The organism is [Clostridium] celerecrescens 18A (genome assembly GCF_002797975.1).
In the GTDB taxonomy this organism is placed as follows: domain Bacteria; phylum Bacillota; class Clostridia; order Lachnospirales; family Lachnospiraceae; genus Lacrimispora; species Lacrimispora celerecrescens.
Map to the genome: position 1 here is coordinate 1,631,379 of NZ_PGET01000001.1, position 17,232 is coordinate 1,648,610.

At 44.2% G+C, this 17,232-nt stretch carries 14 protein-coding genes; 13 read left to right on the plus strand and 1 reads right to left on the minus strand.

What is annotated here, in order from left to right:
* From H171_RS07750 to H171_RS07775, 6 genes are all read left to right on the plus strand, one after another.
* Positions 1–816 (plus strand): carbohydrate ABC transporter permease, encoded by an 816-nt coding sequence (locus tag H171_RS07750; RefSeq protein WP_100304618.1) that lies wholly within the window; start codon positions 1–3, stop codon positions 814–816.
* 20 nt (positions 817–836) lie between these two features.
* Entirely contained in the window at positions 837–3,299 is a 2,463-nt protein-coding gene (locus H171_RS07755) for a glycoside hydrolase family 38 N-terminal domain-containing protein (RefSeq protein ID WP_166433597.1), read from the plus strand.
* A gap of 16 nt (positions 3,300–3,315) precedes the next feature.
* Complete coding sequence (locus H171_RS07760; protein WP_242976908.1) at positions 3,316–4,215, plus strand: ROK family protein; 900 nt, start codon at positions 3,316–3,318, stop codon at positions 4,213–4,215.
* 3 nt (positions 4,216–4,218) lie between these two features.
* A complete protein-coding gene (locus tag H171_RS07765) occupies positions 4,219–4,938 on the plus strand; it encodes a GntR family transcriptional regulator (protein WP_100304620.1) in 720 nt (239 codons plus the stop codon).
* Positions 4,939–5,038: 100 nt separating this feature from the next.
* A complete protein-coding gene (locus H171_RS07770) occupies positions 5,039–6,787 on the plus strand; it encodes a class I mannose-6-phosphate isomerase (protein WP_100304621.1) in 1,749 nt (582 codons plus the stop codon).
* 17 nt (positions 6,788–6,804) lie between these two features.
* Positions 6,805–8,892 (plus strand): DUF5054 domain-containing protein, encoded by a 2,088-nt coding sequence (locus H171_RS07775; RefSeq protein WP_100307465.1) that lies wholly within the window; start codon positions 6,805–6,807, stop codon positions 8,890–8,892.
* 153 nt (positions 8,893–9,045) lie between these two features.
* Here H171_RS07775 and H171_RS07780 read toward each other — a convergent pair whose 3' ends face one another.
* A complete protein-coding gene (locus tag H171_RS07780; protein ID WP_100304622.1) occupies positions 9,046–9,759 on the minus strand; it encodes a GntR family transcriptional regulator in 714 nt (237 codons plus the stop codon).
* Positions 9,760–10,006: 247 nt separating this feature from the next.
* Between H171_RS07780 and H171_RS07785 the strand changes: the two genes are divergently transcribed.
* Genes H171_RS07785 through H171_RS07815 form a run of 7 tightly spaced genes read left to right on the plus strand, consistent with a single transcriptional unit; the run spans position 10,007 to position 16,999 of the window.
* Positions 10,007–11,371, plus strand: a complete 1,365-nt coding sequence (locus H171_RS07785; RefSeq protein ID WP_100304623.1) for a sulfatase family protein — start codon at positions 10,007–10,009, stop codon at positions 11,369–11,371.
* Between the two features lie 13 nt (positions 11,372–11,384).
* Complete coding sequence (locus H171_RS07790; protein ID WP_100304624.1) at positions 11,385–11,810, plus strand: PTS sugar transporter subunit IIA domain-containing protein; 426 nt, start codon at positions 11,385–11,387, stop codon at positions 11,808–11,810.
* An 18-nt stretch (positions 11,811–11,828) separates the two neighbouring features.
* The gene (locus H171_RS07795; RefSeq protein WP_100304625.1) at positions 11,829–12,635 is read left to right on the plus strand and encodes a PTS mannose/fructose/sorbose/N-acetylgalactosamine transporter subunit IIC; all 807 of its coding nucleotides are present in this window, start codon (positions 11,829–11,831) and stop codon (positions 12,633–12,635) included.
* Positions 12,625–13,461, plus strand: a complete 837-nt coding sequence (locus tag H171_RS07800; protein ID WP_100304626.1) for a PTS system mannose/fructose/sorbose family transporter subunit IID — start codon at positions 12,625–12,627, stop codon at positions 13,459–13,461. Before H171_RS07795 ends, H171_RS07800 begins: the two co-directional genes overlap by 11 nt.
* Positions 13,462–13,504: 43 nt before the next feature.
* Positions 13,505–14,944 carry a sulfatase-like hydrolase/transferase gene (locus H171_RS07805; protein WP_100304627.1) on the plus strand — a complete coding sequence of 480 codons (1,440 nt, stop codon included), beginning with the start codon at positions 13,505–13,507 and terminating at the stop codon, positions 14,942–14,944.
* A 13-nt stretch (positions 14,945–14,957) separates the two neighbouring features.
* Positions 14,958–16,496 (plus strand): PHP domain-containing protein, encoded by a 1,539-nt coding sequence (locus H171_RS07810; protein ID WP_207655177.1) that lies wholly within the window; start codon positions 14,958–14,960, stop codon positions 16,494–16,496.
* A 17-nt stretch (positions 16,497–16,513) separates the two neighbouring features.
* Positions 16,514–16,999, plus strand: coding sequence for a PTS system mannose/fructose/N-acetylgalactosamine-transporter subunit IIB (locus H171_RS07815; protein ID WP_242976909.1), 486 nt, complete (start codon positions 16,514–16,516; stop codon positions 16,997–16,999).
* The last annotated feature ends 233 nt before the right edge of the window (positions 17,000–17,232 follow it).

Below are 17,232 nucleotides of genomic sequence, written 5' to 3' on the forward strand. Positions count from 1 at the left end.
ATGGCACAGAAAACAAATAAAACAGTCATTGTCAATACCATACTGTCCGTTCTTGGCCTTGTGTGGATTACCCCCTTGATCTTTACAGTACTGAATATCGTAAAGACAAAGCAGGAATATAACATGGGAAGCTTCTGGCAGCTTCCAGAAGGTTTCAATTTAGTGGACAATATAAAAACCGTGATTGACAGCGGGATATTAAGTTCCATAGGAGCCAGCTTTTTATACGCAGTTTTAGGATCTGGTTTTTCAGCTTTTATCGGCCTTTTGGCAGCTTATGCCCTTACTCATTTAAGGATTCGTGGAAAAATGTTCTGGTTCCTTTTTATCTACAGCGGAACAATCTTTCCATTTCAGGTTTATTTGATTCCTATTTACAAAGGATACTTTAAGCTGGGACTTTACGATACAAGTCTGGGCATGGTACTGTTCTATACGGCAATCTGTATTCCTTTCTGTATGTTTGTCCTTCGCAACTTTTTTCTTGGTATCTCTAAAGAGGTCTGCGAATCGGCAAAGATCGATGGAGCATCGGATTGGAAAACGCTGTTATACATCTTCGTACCAATGGCAAAGGCGCCTTTATCCATTCTGTTCCTTTCACAGTTTACCTGGTCCTGGAACGACTTGATGTTCGGGCTTACTTTTACAAAATCAACCAATGTCAGACCGGTCATGGCAAGCATGTCCATGTTAAGCAAAGGTAATGCACCGGCACTGTTTTTAGCATGTATACTGGTGTCCATACCAACTATTATTCTGTTCATATTTCTTCAGAATAACTTTGAGGCGGGTATGGCTTACACCAGTAAATAAAAGGAATAAGGAGGATGAAGATGTATATGGAAAAAAAGTGGAATATTTATTTAATACAGCATTCCCATACAGATATTGGCTATACGGAAAGACAGGATAAGATCATGCGGTACCATTACGATTTTATACGCCAGGCCATGGGTATTCTTGATGGAATCCACAGCGGAGAAATCACAGGGTCTGACGGTTTTGTATGGCAGTGTGAAAATTACTGGCAGGTGGAGAATTTTTATGAAATAGCAGACAAGGCCACAAGGAAAAAATTCGAGACCTACGTAAAAAGCGGTGAAATCGGGTTAAGCGGCAACTATTTAAACATGACTGAACTGGTAAGCATGCCGGTTCTGGAACACGCAATAGAAAAAGCGCAGCAGTATGGGAAAGCAATCGGGCATCCGATTACAGCTGGTATGTGCGCTGATATCAACGGAATGGCATGGGGATATGCGGATGCTCTTTACGATTATGGAATCCGGGATTTTTACTCCTGCCTCCATCCCCATCACGGAATGTTCCCTCTCTATAAAAAAACACTTCCGTTCTACTGGGAAAGCCCCAAAGGAAACCAGCTATTAGTCTGGAACGGAGATCATTACCACCTGGGGAATGAGATGTTTCTAGCTCCACATGGGGGAACAACTTATATGATAAACGATGAATTTTCACCGGGAATCCGGAAGAATTTCATTCTTAACCAGAACACAGAGGACACGTACGAGAACGAGATGAAGATCGTAAAGACCAGAATCCAGAGGTATCTAGATAATCTCAATGAGGAAGGTTATCCCTACGATATCGTACCGTTCATGGTTTCCGGAGCAATTACCGATAATGCACCGCCCAGTGCCGGCATTGCAAAACGGGTCAATGAATTGAACAAGATATTCAAAGACCGCATATCTTTCCGCATGGTGACCCTGGAGCAGTTCTTCGATGCTGTAAGGAATCATTGCAGCGATATCCCCGTCTTTCGCGGAGACTGGACCGACTGGTGGGCCGACGGAATCGGCTCAACACCGGCTGAGGTAAAGGTATACCGGGATGCTATGAGAAAATATGACCTCTGCAGGAAACTGGATCCCCATGGTCTGCTTGGAAATCAGAAACTGATGGAGAAAACAGCAAAGGAGCAGATGCTGTATGCGGAACATACCTGGGGGTATTCCTCCAGCGTTTCTGAACCGTGGGAAAGTCTGGTAGGGATGCTGGAACTGAAAAAAGGTGCTTATGCAGCTAATTCCAATACTCACGTGGCAAAGAATTTAGATCAGATTATGGCAGCCAAAGGGGAAGTGACAATCCGCCAGGATAAGCCTCAGCGCTATTTGATTATCAATCCACATGACGTAGCGCTTCACACAAAAGCCTGCCTTTATATTGAGTTCTGGGAGTATATCCAAGGTGTACGTTATGATGAGACCATTCCGATCCGGGTGGTAGATTGTGAAACCGGACAGACGATCCCAAGCCAGGTAAAACGGATCGCCAGGGCTACCCAGGTAGAAATCGAAATTGTTATGAGACCGAAAGAAGAGAAGTTGGTGATGATTACTCTTGATGAACGGAAGTATCAGACAACTGAAAATCACGCCCACATCGGGGCGGAAGGCATTAAGGACCTGCTTTCAGAAAAGGATAACAGGGTGGATGCAGACCGGATTGAGACTGACCATATAATTCTTACTTTAGACGGAGAAAAGGGGATTATTTCCATTATTAATAAAGCAGATCACACAGAACTGATCCGTAATGACAGTGTGGACGGCGCATTTGCCGGTGTATACGAGGTGACGGATATGGCGGAATCCGCCTGTGAAACCAGAAGAAGAATGGGACGCAACAGAAAGTCTACAGCTACCAGAAGGTACAGAAGCATGTTAAAGGATCGGAGAATCGTGGAAAACGGAACGGTTTACGCGGTAATTGAATTGGATTATCAACTGGAAGGAACCGGATTCTATACGGTATTGGTAAAGGCATATAAACATCAGCCTAAGCTGGAGGTTATGGTAAGAGTCCATAAACAAAGTGTATGGGAGCCAGAAAACTTATACGTGGCCCTTCCGTTTACTGCCGGAGAAGACACAACGGTTTATTTTGATAAAACAGGTTGTATTTTCCGGCCGGGAATTGATCAGCTGCCGGGAAGCTGTCAGGACTTCTATCTGATACAGAATGGTGTAGTTTTAAAATCAGACAACATAAATCTTGCCATTATCACGAAAGATGCGCCTCTCATTAGTCTTGGCGGACTGGAAGCCAGACCAATCGTCTTATGTAATTGCAAGGATATTGGAAGAAACCGTTCCCCGATTTACTCCTGGGTGATGAACAACTATTGGGAGACAAATTTCAAGGTGAATCTGGGTGGATTTTATGAATTTTTCTATACGCTGATGGTTCATGAGCCATGCGGCGAGGCGGAAATGTATGCAGAATGTGAGGCAGAAAACCAGGGCCTGATTGCCTGTTATACAGATTGACAAAGGAGAGATAAGTGTGAAGGCGGAATGCAGATATATACTTCTGGATGTAGGCGGTACGAAGATAAAATACGCGGTTGCAAACCAAATGGGACAGTTGTTTTATAAAGAACCGGAGAGTTTTCCGGCCTTAGCAAAGGAAGAAAGCGGGATTATCTTTGACAATTTTGCTTTCCTGATTGATCAGATGAAGAAAATGGCCGGGGGAAATCCCATTGCCGGCATAGCCATGGCGTTTCCTGGACCGTTCGATTACGTTCATGGAATCAGTTTGATGAAAGGACTAGATAAGTACGATTCCATCTATGGAATTCCTCTCGTTCCCCAATTGAAAAAGCGTCTGGATTGGCTGTCAGATATTCCTTTTCAATTCCTACATGATGTGGAAGCGTTTGCTGTGGGGGAAAGCTGGTTTGGAAAAGCTGCAGATAAGGAAAAAATCATTTGTCTTTGTATTGGCACTGGAGCAGGCTCCGCTTTTGTAAAAGCAAAAAAGGTGCTAAAGGAAGAAAAGGACGGAGTGCCGGAAAATGGCTGGCTTTACAATACTCCTTATCGTGACGGAGTAATTGATGATTACGTATCCGTCAGAGGTCTAGCGGCACTTGCCGGTGAAATTTATGGCAGCAGTATTTCCGGTAAGGAACTTTACGACCGGTCCTGTCAGGGGGTAGAGAAGGCACTGCTTACGTTCCAGGCATTCGGGGATAATTTAAAAGACGCTATGATGCCGTTTATAGACAAGTTTAAACCTGATGCACTGGTTATGGGGGGGCAGATATCAAAAAGTTTCGCCTTCTTTGGAGACGGTATCCGAAAAGAATGCCAGGATAGGAATATCGAGATTTTCACAGAAGACGACACATCGGGGCTGGCAATGCTGGGACTGTTTATTTCCATGAAGGAAGGAGTGTAGACAATGCTGAATCACGAAAAAGGAGCGCAGCCCTTATATTCCCAGCTGGAAACAATATTAAAGAAGCAGATTGAGCATGGGGAATTCAATAAGGGTGATATTTTTCCCACTGAAAAGATGCTGATGGAAGAGTACAATGTATCTCGGGTCACGATAAGACAGGCTTTGGCTGCGCTGACACTGGACCGGTACATCAAAAGTTCAAGGGGAATTGGAACCACGGTAATATATGAAAAAATTGACGAACATTTAAAATGTGTCATCAGCTTTACAGACGAAATGAAGCAGCATAACATCACCATGAGTACATCCTACTGTACAATGGAAAAAGTCAGACCGGGGAAGAAAGTAGCCATGGTACTTGGAATTCCTGAGACGAAGCAATGTTACTGCCTTACCAGAGTGAGATGCGTGGATAATATCCCTATGGTCTATTCCGTAACGTATTTGAAGGAGATCGTGGAACTGCCTATGGAAAAGGAATATTATATGGAATCCTTATATAAATATCTTCAAGAAACCCATGGAATCATTATTGTGAGAGGACAGGATACTTTAGAAGCCGTGTTATCCACGAAGGAAATCCAGGATTTTTTAAAAGTAGATCCACAGCTGCCTTTATTTAAGAGGATTAGAAAGACATTTTTAGCAGATGGGGAAATATTTGAATATTCTGATTGTTATTATCCAGGCAACCGGTACAAGTATACTGTGGATTTATAAAAAGGTGAAAAGAAAAGCTTCATTCAACGTTGGTGTTATAAATCATTTGCAAAACAACTGGATATACAGGCATATTCGCTTGTTTCATTAGGAGGCAAATATGATATTTAAAAACAAATATAACAATTATGAACTACATCCGTATACTGAAATTAAGGGGTACAATGACCATGCATGGGAAGATTACGATTCGGTGATATCTAAATTGAAACAGAATATTGGGGAAAAGGAATCTGCCGTGGTGTGTTTTGACTTATATCCGGGTGTGAATAAGGAAGAAATCATTGCTTTGGCAAGGAAATTAAAGCCGGATATTCTCATTGATATGGAAGAACTGGCAAAAAGTGAGGAAGTATTAAACCGGGAATTTCGTGATTTTATTACGGACGACCGGGTGTTTGGAATCATGTGCCATAAGCGGCTGGAGGACTTTTTTGATTTTGAAAAAATGGCAGCAGCCAGGCAGCAGCTTTCCATACAAAAAAAAGGGCTTGTGGTGATTGCCGGGGTTGGGGCAGGGCTATTAAGGGAAGGTGATATCACGGTTTACTGTGATATCACTCGATGGGAGGTTCAGCTTCGCTACCGTGAAGGTATGCCTAACTGGCACTGTACCAATTACGATGCACCGAATCTGGAAAAGTATAAAAGAGGGTTTTTCATTGAGTGGAGACTAGCCGACCGGTATAAGAAGGAACGGTTTGAAAGCTTTGATTACATACTGGAAACGGAAGAAAAGGGAAATCCAAAGTTGATTACCGGTGAGGCATTCCGGGCAGGCCTGAAGGAACTAAGCAGACGCCCCTTCCGTTTAGAACCTTACTTTGATCCGGGGGTTTGGGGCGGTCACTGGATGAAGGAGCACTTCAACCTTGATAAAGAGAAAGAAAATTTCGCTTGGAGCTTTGATGGAGTACCGGAAGAGAATGCCATAAATTTGGCCTTTGGAGAGGTGAAGGTAAAACTCCCTGCCATTGATCTCGTTTTCTACTGTCCCAAGGATCTTTTAGGAGAGCGGGTGTACGGCCGATTCGGCACGGAATTTCCTATCCGTTTTGATCTTTTGGATACCATGGGAGGGGGAAATTTATCCCTTCAGGTTCATCCGATGATGGAATATATTCAGGACGCTTTCGGAATGCATTACACTCAGGATGAAAGTTATTACTTGCTGGATACAGATGAAGACGAGGATACATATGTTTACTTAGGTGTAAAAAAAGGTGTGGACAAGGATGCTATGGCACGGGATTTGCGTGAAGCTGAGATTGGTAAAATCCAGTTTCCTGCCGAAACATATATAAACGAAATACCGGTGAAGAAGCATGACCATATATTGATCCCGGCGGGAACCATCCATTGTTCCGGTAAAAATACCATGGTACTTGAGATCAGCGCCACTCCCTACATCTTTACCTTTAAGTTGTGGGATTGGGGAAGAGTCGGTTTGGATGGGATCCCACGTCCCACTCATGTGGATCACGGGTTAAAGAATATCCAGTGGGAACGGGACACAGACTGGATCTATAACGAAATCGTTCATCAGGAGCAGATTCTGGAAGAACGAGAGGGTATGAAATTGGAACGTACCGGACTTCATAACCAGGAATTCATCAACACCTTCCGCTATACGTTCACGGTACCGGTTTCCGTTAAGATGGAGGATTCCGTTCAAATGATGAACCTGGTAGAGGGAGAATCTGCCAGTATCGAAAGTGTAGACGGAACCTTTCAACCCTTTGAGGTCCACTATGCGGAAACAGTCATCGTGCCTGCAAGCGTAGGAGAATACCGGATCGTACCTGGTAATGGTATGTGCATGATGATAATTGCAGCAATCCGAAAATAATGGAGGAAATAAAGCATATGGATAAATCAGCGATTAAAAAGGTACACGTGGTATTTAAGACCCATCTCGACATCGGCTTCACTGATTTAGGGCAGAATGTTCTGAACAAATATGTGAATCATTATATTCCGCTTGCCATTGACTTGGCCATAAAGATAAATAAGGAAAAAGAAAAACGGTTTATCTGGACTGTCGGTTCCTATCTCATAGATTACTATTTCAGACATGCTGGAGAGGAGGCCTGCAAACGGCTTGAGGCGTCAATTCGCCGGGGAGATATCTGCTGGCATGGACTGGCCTTCACTACACATACGGAATTATTGGATAAGGAACTTTTTGAATACGATTTAAGCCTTTCTGACAAGTTGGATAAGCGGTTCGGAAAGAACACCATTTCAGCCAAGATGACAGATGTTCCAGGCCATACGAAAGCCATCATCGGTCCTATGACGGATCACGGCAAGGTTTACATGCACATCGGTGTCAATCCTTCTTCAATGGTCCCTCAAGTCCCCTTGACCTACCGCTGGAAATCGGGAGATAAGGAGATTATCATCCAGTACTCTATCGAATACGGTGCGCCTTGTTACGTGGAAGGAATGGATGAGGTACTGGAATTCGCCCATACCGGTGATAACTTAGGACCTCAATCGGTTGAAGCTGTAGAGGCTGAGATGGACCGGATACAGGCCATTTATCCTCAGGCTAAAATCGTAGCGTCTACCATGGACATGTATGCTGAGAGCCTGCTTCAATATAAAGTCCACCTTCCGGTAGTAGAAGAAGAAATAGGGGATACCTGGATTCATGGCATTGCCTCCGACCCGCTGAAGATTACTCGTTATCGCGGACTGATAGAATGGAAGGACCGTATGGAAAGGGAAGGAAGACTATGCCGGGGAGACAGTTTTTATGGAAACTTCATGGAAAACCTGCTTCTGGTGGCAGAGCATACGTGGGGACTAGATTATAAAAAATACCTGGCTGATTTTACGAATTGGGAAAAAACTGATTTCCAGGCAGCCAGAAAAGCGGATGTGACAACACTGGATTTCCTTACAAACCGCAATGCCGGTATGTTAAAGGTCTTACAGGAGGATTTCCACAAGTACCGCGGAGGGAAATTCGATGGATCCTTCAAACTATATGAAAGTTCCCATGCGGAGCAGATGGAATACATTTGGAAGGCTGTGGATACCCTTCCGGGTGAATTGAAGGAAGAGGCAAAAAAGGAACTTGACCGTCTGACTGTTAACTGCCGCGATATGGCGGAGAGAGAGGACGGAAGAACAATATATCCTTATGATCGGGTGGTTATAGGAGAATGGACGGTATCATTTGATGGCAGTGGTACTATGGTGTATTTGAAGAAAGGTGATAGGGAGTGGATTACGGATGGGGGGTTCGGGAGGCTATCCTATGAGACTTATAATGCCAGGAACTGTGTGGAGAATTATTACAGCTATAATCGGGCCTTCCGCCAAAATCAGTGCTGGTCGGAAGGAGATTTCTCTAAGCCGGGCCTTGAGTTCGTAGAGGATTTAGATAATCAGAATTACGTATTTGGTGCAAAGAAAATAAGCGCAGATGGTAATGAAATTCACATCATGCTAAAAGGCAATGAAGAGGCGAATACAAAATATGGCTGCCCGAAGCAAGCTGTTATTACCTATACCTTTGGGGGTGATATTAAAGTAAGACTCTGCTGGTCCGGAAAGGATGCCAACCGCATGCCGGAAGCACTTTGGTTTGATGTTTGCTTTGATGTAGAAAATCCATACTGCTGGAGGCTGAAGAAGATGGGAGATCTTATTTCTCCGGTTGAAATAGTGCGGGGAGGTAACAGAAGACAGCATTGTGTGGAAGAACTCTCCTATCACGGTGCAGACGGAAAAATCGTGGTTATAAACCACCATTCCCCTCTCGTCAGCGTGGGTGGCAAATGGATGTACGGTGATTACCGGAATCTTCCAGATATAAAGAAGGGATTCTCTTATAATTTATTTAATAATAAATGGGGAACAAATTTCAAGATGTGGTGTGAGGATGATTGTTGTTTCGAATATACGGTCAAGATCACAGGAGAGTGTAAACCTGCTATTTAAGAAAAAATATACGTCTCTGGTATTCCTACTTAAAGCAGAGTGACTGTACAAAAGATTCAAGAGCCAGCTGATATGGTGTTCTACCATACAGACTGGCTCTTAAACTTAAAGATATCGTTTGCGAATCTTTCCCTCTTATGAATAAGCCGGATATCAGCTTTTGACATAAGTCAACTGGTATTTCGGTGAGTTAAGCGTTAATTCTGTATAATCCATGATCTGATTATTGGTCAGATAAGTAGTATTGGCAACTCTCAGAATGGGAGTATCCAACGAAATTCCAAACATTTCTGCAATATTTTTTGTAGGATGAATGGGTGTTACCGTATGATCGCTGTATGCGATTTTCATATCCTTTACCTTTTCAAAGTACTGATATTTTGACTGCTGCAATACCTGCATAGAGATATCGGGATATAACCGGCTGGACATATAGGTTGTTTCAAACTGAAAAATTTCATCATTTGCATACCGGATTCTTTCAATAAAATAAATCGGTTCCCCTGTCTCAATTTTTAAGATGGAAGCAATGTTTGAAGGTGCTTTCTGGATCATAAAGGTGGGAACTTCTGTCCGGACAGAAATTCCCTGTTCACACATTACTTCTGAAAATCCCTGGATGGAACTGGGGTTTAATGTAACAGAAGGGTGGCACACAAATGTTCCAACTCCGGCAACTCTTGTCAAAAGACCCTTTGCAACCAGATTATCTGTGGCCTTTCTGACAGTCACCCTTGAAACATGATAGGTGTTAGAAAGCTCCAGCTCTGTGGGTATAAGATCGTCTTTTTTGTAATAACCTAAATTTATCTTCTGAAGCAAGTCATTTTCAATCTGTTTATATTGTGCAATTCTTTTTTCTGCCATAATTATCACCTCATTTTCTAATAAAACCAGTTCTTTAATTGTATTATACTTTGAAATAAATGACAATACATATTTGAATTAATATGTAAACTACGCAACAAACTAATAAAGGAAGCTGCATGTTCCATGATAATACAAATATATTAAATGTATTGACATTACTTTGCGGCTGTAGTATATTATGTACAGAAATGATAATACATATTAAGCAGTGATAAATACATTTTAACAGCAGGAGGTACATTTAGTGAAAAATGTATTGTATATTCATACCCATGATTCCGGGCGGGTATTAAGTCCTTATGGTTATAAGGTTCCCACGCCGAATATGGAATCCTTTTCCAGGACAGCAGCCGTGTTTCGGAATGCGTACTGTGCAGGTCCGACTTGTTCCCCCAGCCGGGCAGCAATGCTGACAAGTACGTATCCACATCAGAATGGCATGTTAGGTCTGGCCCAGAGAGGCTTTACCATGGACTACAGCAAACATCTGGTTCATTATCTGAACGAGAATGGCTATAATACCGTTCTTTGCGGAATCCAGCATGAAGCAGGCTGGTATCTGGACCGGAAACTTGGGGCGGCCGAGATTGGCTATCAGGAAGAACTGACCACAGATAATTCCGGATATTCTCAGGAAGAGCTGGTGGACTGGGATAAGGAAAATGCACGTAAGGTCTGCCGATGGCTGAAAAATTATAATAAAAAACAACCCTTTTTCCTTTCTTACGGAATGTATGCAACCCATCGGCGGTTTCCTGATAAGATTGATGATGATATTGACCCTGAATATGCCCTTCCCCCTTATCCGATTCCGGACACCAGGGAAACCCGTAACGATTTTGCAGGTTATCTGATGAGCGTTAAATGCGCAGATGCCTGTTTTGGCCAGGTGATATCCTGCTTAAAAGAAGAGGGGTTGTGGGAAAATACCATTATCCTTTTTACTACAGATCACGGTTTGCCAAATCCCTTTTCAAAATGTACTTTATTTGACAGCGGGATCGGTGTGAATCTGATGCTTCGTTCACCGGGAGCTTTGGCGAATGGAACCGTTGCAGACAGTCTTGTTTCCCATATGGATGTATTTCCTACGCTTTGCGAGCTCCTTGAATTGGAGAAACCGGAATATCTGGAAGGAAAATCAATGGTTCCCCTGTTAACAGGGGAGAAAGAAGAAATCAGGTCCGATGTCTTTGCCGAAATCAATTTCCACACGTCCTATGAGCCGGCACGTTGTGTACGCACGAAGCGTTACAAATATATCCGTTTTTATGATACAGCCTATTTGAAGATTAACCAGTCAAACATTGATGAATCTATGACAAAAGATTATTTTCTGAAGCAGGATCTGGAAAGCCAGACAAAGTACGAAGAAGCTCTTTACGATCTTCTTTATGATCCGGGAGAACGCAATAATCTGGCATATAACGGGGAATACGCTTCGGTTTTGAAAGATATGAGCCATAGATTACTGGTTTATCAGGAAGATACAGGAGATCCGATTCTGAAAGGTGAAATTACAATAAAACCAGAATGGAAAATAAACAGAAAGGAGTGTAAGACCGCAAGTTCAAAAAATCCAGAAGATTACGTCAGCTTTGGAAAATGAAAGGAGGAAAAGGATGATAGGAATGATTGTAGCCGGCCATGGCAGTTATGCCGCAGGGATCACAAGCGGACTGAAGCTGCTGGCTGGAGAGCCGGAGTATTATGAACCAGTGGATTTCCTGGAGGAAGATTCTCTGGAGATTCTAACCGGAAAATTAGCGGCGGCGGCTGAAAGGCTTTCCCAGTGCACCGGAATTTTGATTTATACGGATTTGACCGGAGGATCCCCGTTTAATGTCTCCGTTCGCATGAAAATGGAGCGGTCCGGCAAAATAGCGGTAATCGGAGGCGCAAACCTTCCGGCAGTACTGGAAGGATATATGTCAAGAGGCTCCTTGGACAGTGCTTCAGAACTTGCCGCAGGGAGCTTGACTGCGGGTAAAAATGCAATGGTGCAATTTGAAGAATCTGCTGTCGCGGATGGGGATTACGAAGAATAATAAACGGAGGAATAAGGTATGACTTTTTTACAAGCTTTACTGATTGGAATATTTGCCTATCTTGGCAGTAAGCGTACACCATGGTTTTTTGGGGTAACCGGAGGGTGGAATATGATTGGGCGTCCACTAGTAGCCGGCTTGATTATTGGCGTGATCTTAGGGGATGTAAGAGGGGGCGTCATTGCAGGTGCTATGGTTCAGGCACTATTTATCGGACAGATCACGCCCGGAGGTGCTATGCCGGCGGATGTGAACTGGGCAGCCTATATCGGGATACCATTAGCACTGGCGGCTGGAGGTACCGGTGAACAGGCAGTGGCCTTATCGGTTCCTCTCAGCATGCTGGGACTTGGGCTGTTTAATTTTATTATGACGATCAATGCATATTTTCCTCATATGGGAGATCTTGCCGCAGAAAAAGGAGATGGGGCCGGAATTCACCGTGCTACTTACCTGGCAGCCGTTCCAAGCTTTATTCTCAGGGGAGGCTCTGCCTTGCTGATCTGTTATCTTGGAACGCCCCTGGCAGAATTCCTGATCACCAGTATGCCTCAGGGAATCCTGCACTTCTTTGAGGTTGCCGGAAAGATGCTCCCGGCCATTGGATTTGCCATGCTGCTTAAGCAGTCCCTTTCAAAGAAATGGATGCTTGTATTGTTTCTGATGGGCTGGATCCTGATCGGCTCCACCAATATGTCTGTGACTGCACTGGCGGTATTTGCAACTGCAATTGCATTTATCTTTGTTATGGCCCAGGGCGGAACACAAGCGGCTGTACCGGCTCCGGTACAAAGCGCAGAGGAGGATGGCTGTTATGAAGAATAAAAGAGAAAACTCATTGCTTAACAAAAAGGATATTAATAAAGCTGCCTGGTCTTACATTTTCTTTATACAGGCAACCCAGAATTTTGAACGTATGATGGGACTAGCCTTTTGCCATGTGCTGGAACCGATTTTAAAGAAACTCTATAAAAATGATTCCGTTGAATACAAAAAATCCCTTCAGCGCCATATGCAGTTTTTTAACACAGAGCCTCAGCTTGGCGCCCTGATTCCCGGCATTACCATTGCCATGGAGGAAGCCCGTGCCATGGGGGAAGATGTCAGTGAAGAGCTGATTGTTAATACCAAAAATGCGCTTATGGGGCCCTTTGCCGGAATTGGAGACTCTATGTTAATCGGTACCTACAGTCCGATTCTGCTGAGTATTGCCATGAGCATGTGCATTAATGACGGAAATCCCGTTGGTCCCCTGTTCTTTTGCGCAGTATGGCTTACCAGTGTGGTTGGCCTGCAGTGGTATCTGTTTCATAAAGGATATCATATGGGAATCGGTGCGGCAAACCTGTTTTTCACCAACCGTTCCCTTGCAGATAAAATCACTACCGGACTCACCATGATGGGGTTGATCGTAATAGGCGGAGTTGCTGCAACAACTGTAAAAGCAAATGTGGTTTACCAGTTTGTCAGCGGTGAAATGTCTCTTTCTTTGCAGGAACAGATTTTTGATAAAATAATGCCTGGGATACTTCCCCTTTTGCTTACACTGGCAGTGTGGTATCTGATGGATAAAAAGAAGTGGTCCGCGACAAAGATAATTCTCGGCATCGTTGCGTTTACAGCTGTTATGGTATTTTTAGGGATCATGTAAATGCTGGAGGAACAGAAGCAGACGGACCAGAGGAGATTTTCTTATGAAAGATATGGTTTTAATAATGTCAGACCAGCACGGCTGGGATTACACGGGATTTGCAGAGGAACGGATTGATACGCCAGGTCTTAAAAAGATTGCAGAGGAAGGTCTGCTGTTTGAACGCTGCTATTGCAATTCGCCCCTTTGCGTCCCTTCCCGTATGTCATTTCTAACTGGAAAATTACCCTCACAACTGGGCATTTTTAATAATGATGCCGCTCTTGGCGGGGATGTGCCCACCATTGCCCATGAGATGGGACGTCTGGGATACCAGACCGTTCTGGCTGGCCGGATGCATTTTAAAGGGGAAGACCAGAAGCATGGATTTGATGAACGGTATTGCGGAGATATCACCTCTCAATTCTGGGGAACCGGCGGGAAAAAGCGCCTGGACTTTGGCGTGTATGCCGGAACCACGAACAGGAAAAACTGCCTGGATGCAGTTGGAGGGGGGATTTCCCCGGTTATGCTTTATGATGAAATGGTGTTCCGCTCAGCCATGGATTTTCTTGAGAATTGGGGAAAGAAGAAACATAAAAAACCGCTGTTTCTGGTGGTAGGATTCTATGGCCCTCATTTTCCTTTTACCTGTAAAAATGAGGATTACCTTAAGTACCAAAGCCGCTTTACTATAGAGGAATGTGAGAAAGAGGCAAGGCTTCCTTCTTTTTCTGCTTATCATGAATTCCAGCAGGAATGTGCACCAGAACATATGAGAAACTGCAAGGCCGCTTATTGCGGCCTGGTGGAGCAGTTGGACCGGTATGTAGAGGAACTATATCATAAAATCAAGACAGTTGAAGCCGGACGGGAATATCTCTTTCTCTACACCTCTGATCACGGGGAACAGCTTGGAAAACGGAAACTGTTCGGTAAGCAGACCATGTATGAAGCTGCGGTCCGCATACCTCTTCTGGCGGCAGGCACAGGGATAGCTCCAGGTATTTCAAAAGAGCCTGCAGGACTTTTGGATGTATCACGCACGCTTTTGGAAGAGACCGGAAGGAATGAAAATTACTCCTGGCATCAGGGAAAGAGACTTGATTTCAGTGGCACCCGAAGTGAAACATCCAGACTCATCAGAATCCAGCAGATGGTGGGAAGTGATGACAGCCTGCAGCTCATAGAAGGAGTGGTTCTGGGACAATACAAAATAGTCAAGTCAGGTAATGAAACCATATGTCTATATGACTTACAGGAAGATCCTGATGAAGAACATGATCTGTCAATGATGAGGAAAGGCTTATTAGAAGAGCTTATGAAACAGATAGGAGAAAGCGGAGGCTACCTGAGTAAACCTATGGTGCAGTATCTAACTGACCGGGAGCAGGAAGCCAGAGATGATCAGCGGCGGTTAAAAGCATGGGGACAGGTAAAAAAACCGGAAGAGTGGGCAACCATGAAAATAGATAAAAACACACTCATAAATCCAAGAGAATAGTTGGGAGGATTCCATGAAATACAATAAGTTTTGGACAGATATGCATAGTAATATTCACCATGAGCAAATGAGCGAGCTCCCGGTGTGGTATGAACATATAAAAAAACAGATGGATTTCTGGCCGGTGGCTTATTATCCGTTTTACATGCGGCCCTCACCTTCAGGGCTTGCGGTCGAAGACCGGTACGATGATGAAGCAATTGCCAGGGACTGGGAATTATTAAGAAACTTTACTGAGGAAGCCAACAGACAGGGATTTCCAATGTTCATGGGTTATGAATGGCAGGGAGCCGGGCTGGATGGAGATCATAATGTGTTTTTTCTTCACAATAACGGGAAACAGGAGCATCCGATGCGATATCAGGACCTGGCCGCAGCCTATGAGGGGCAGGAGGTCATTGGAATCCCTCACCATCTGGCATACCAGCCGGGCTCCAGAGGTAAGAATTGGGATACTCATAACGAAACGTTTTCTCCTATCGCAGAAATTTACTCCAGCCACGGCTCCAGTGAAAATGACGATGGGCCTCTGTCTATGGACCGCCATGTCCATATGGGTCCGCGGACAGGAGAGACGACCTTTGAGAAAGGCCTTGAACGAGGGTATAAAATCGGCATCATTGCGGCAGGTGATAACCACAGTATTCCCGGAGTTTTTGAGAATGGAATCATGTGTGTGCTTGCAGAGGATAATACAAAGGAATCCATCTGGGAAGGATTGATAAACCGGAGAACCTACGGGGTAACCCGGAGCAGGATCGAAGTTGACTATTGTGTGAACTCAGCGCCAATGGGATCTGAAATTGAAGCAGGCAAAGAAGTAGAATTGGAATTTCAGATAAAAGGGACCGGAGCGGTAGACAGGGTGGAGATTTTAAGAGATAATGTCTTAGAGGAAATGGTTGTGCATTCAGGCACATGGGAACGGGAGAGGCCGGTTGGATTGATCCGGTTCAAGTTCCGTCTGGAGCTTGGCTGGGGACCGGATACCAGGGTCTACCATAACCACCTAAGGAAAGACTGGGAAGGACGTCTGGAAACGGACGGAAAACTGCTTTCCGTCCAACCGTGCTGGAATCACTATGGTCAGGAAATTTTTCGGGATGATGAAAAGAGCTGCAGCTTTACCATGACTACATACCAGTCTCCGGCTTCCGGTAAATGGATGGGATCGGAGAAGGCTGCAGCAGAGGGCTTTATCTTTGAAGTGGAAGCGGATGTGGACAGCGTTCTGCACCTGTTTGTCAATGGAAAGGAATATCTCCTTCCGGTAAGGGAATTGCTTAACAGCTCCCAGGTTATGGCACTTTGGGATGAAGTGAACTGCCTGACAAAGGAAAACTGGGGTGAGATCACTCATTACCGGAATGATCCATGGTGGCACAATGCCTATAAAATCCGCATAGGGAAGGCATATCCTGAAAGCTCCTATAAACTGACCGGGAAAAGAAAGATCCGGATGGAGCAAAGCGGAAACCTCCGGCTTCGCATCTGGCAGAAAAATGGAGATGCCGCCTGGACCTCACCTGTGTTTATAACCGTAAAAGACTAACGAAAGGGGACTATTTAATGATGGAGATTGTTAATGTCCGGATTGATGACCGCCTGATTCACGGACAGGTAGCTACTGTCTGGAGCCAGGTTACAGGAGCAACCAGGATTATGGTAGTTGATGATCAGGTTGTAAAGGATACAATCAATAAGGAGGCTCTTAAGCTGGCATGTCCTAAGCAGTGCAAGCTTTCAATTCTTACCGTAGAAAAAGCTGCCGCAAATCTGTGCGCTGAAAAATACGAAGGGGAAAGGGTCTTCCTGGTTGCCAAAAGCCCAAAAACCATATGCAGGCTTTACGATGCAGGCTTCCACATGGATCGGGTGAATGTGGGAAATATGGGAGGAAAGCAGAACACCCGAATGTTAAAAAAAGCCGTCAGTGTATCAGAAGAAGATATTGCAGATTTTCTGTATCTGTCGGAACAGGGGGTTGCAATTACGGCCCAGATGGTTCCGGCCGATGAAGCACTGGATTTCATTAAACTAATCAATGAGCGGTAAAATGCAAACGTAGCCAGAAATGCCTTATCCCATTGCCTCCAATGATACGGAAGATGGAAGAGCATAAAACTGCCGGGTAGAAATTACCATTACTGGACGGGCTAATTAGAGAGGATTCGTACATACTATGAAATATCCCCCGTATTCCGTTTGTGATATTTGACATTTTTATCTATTTATGATAGACTACGGGCATATAAAAACGAAATGAGGTGAAAGGATGAAATAACAAT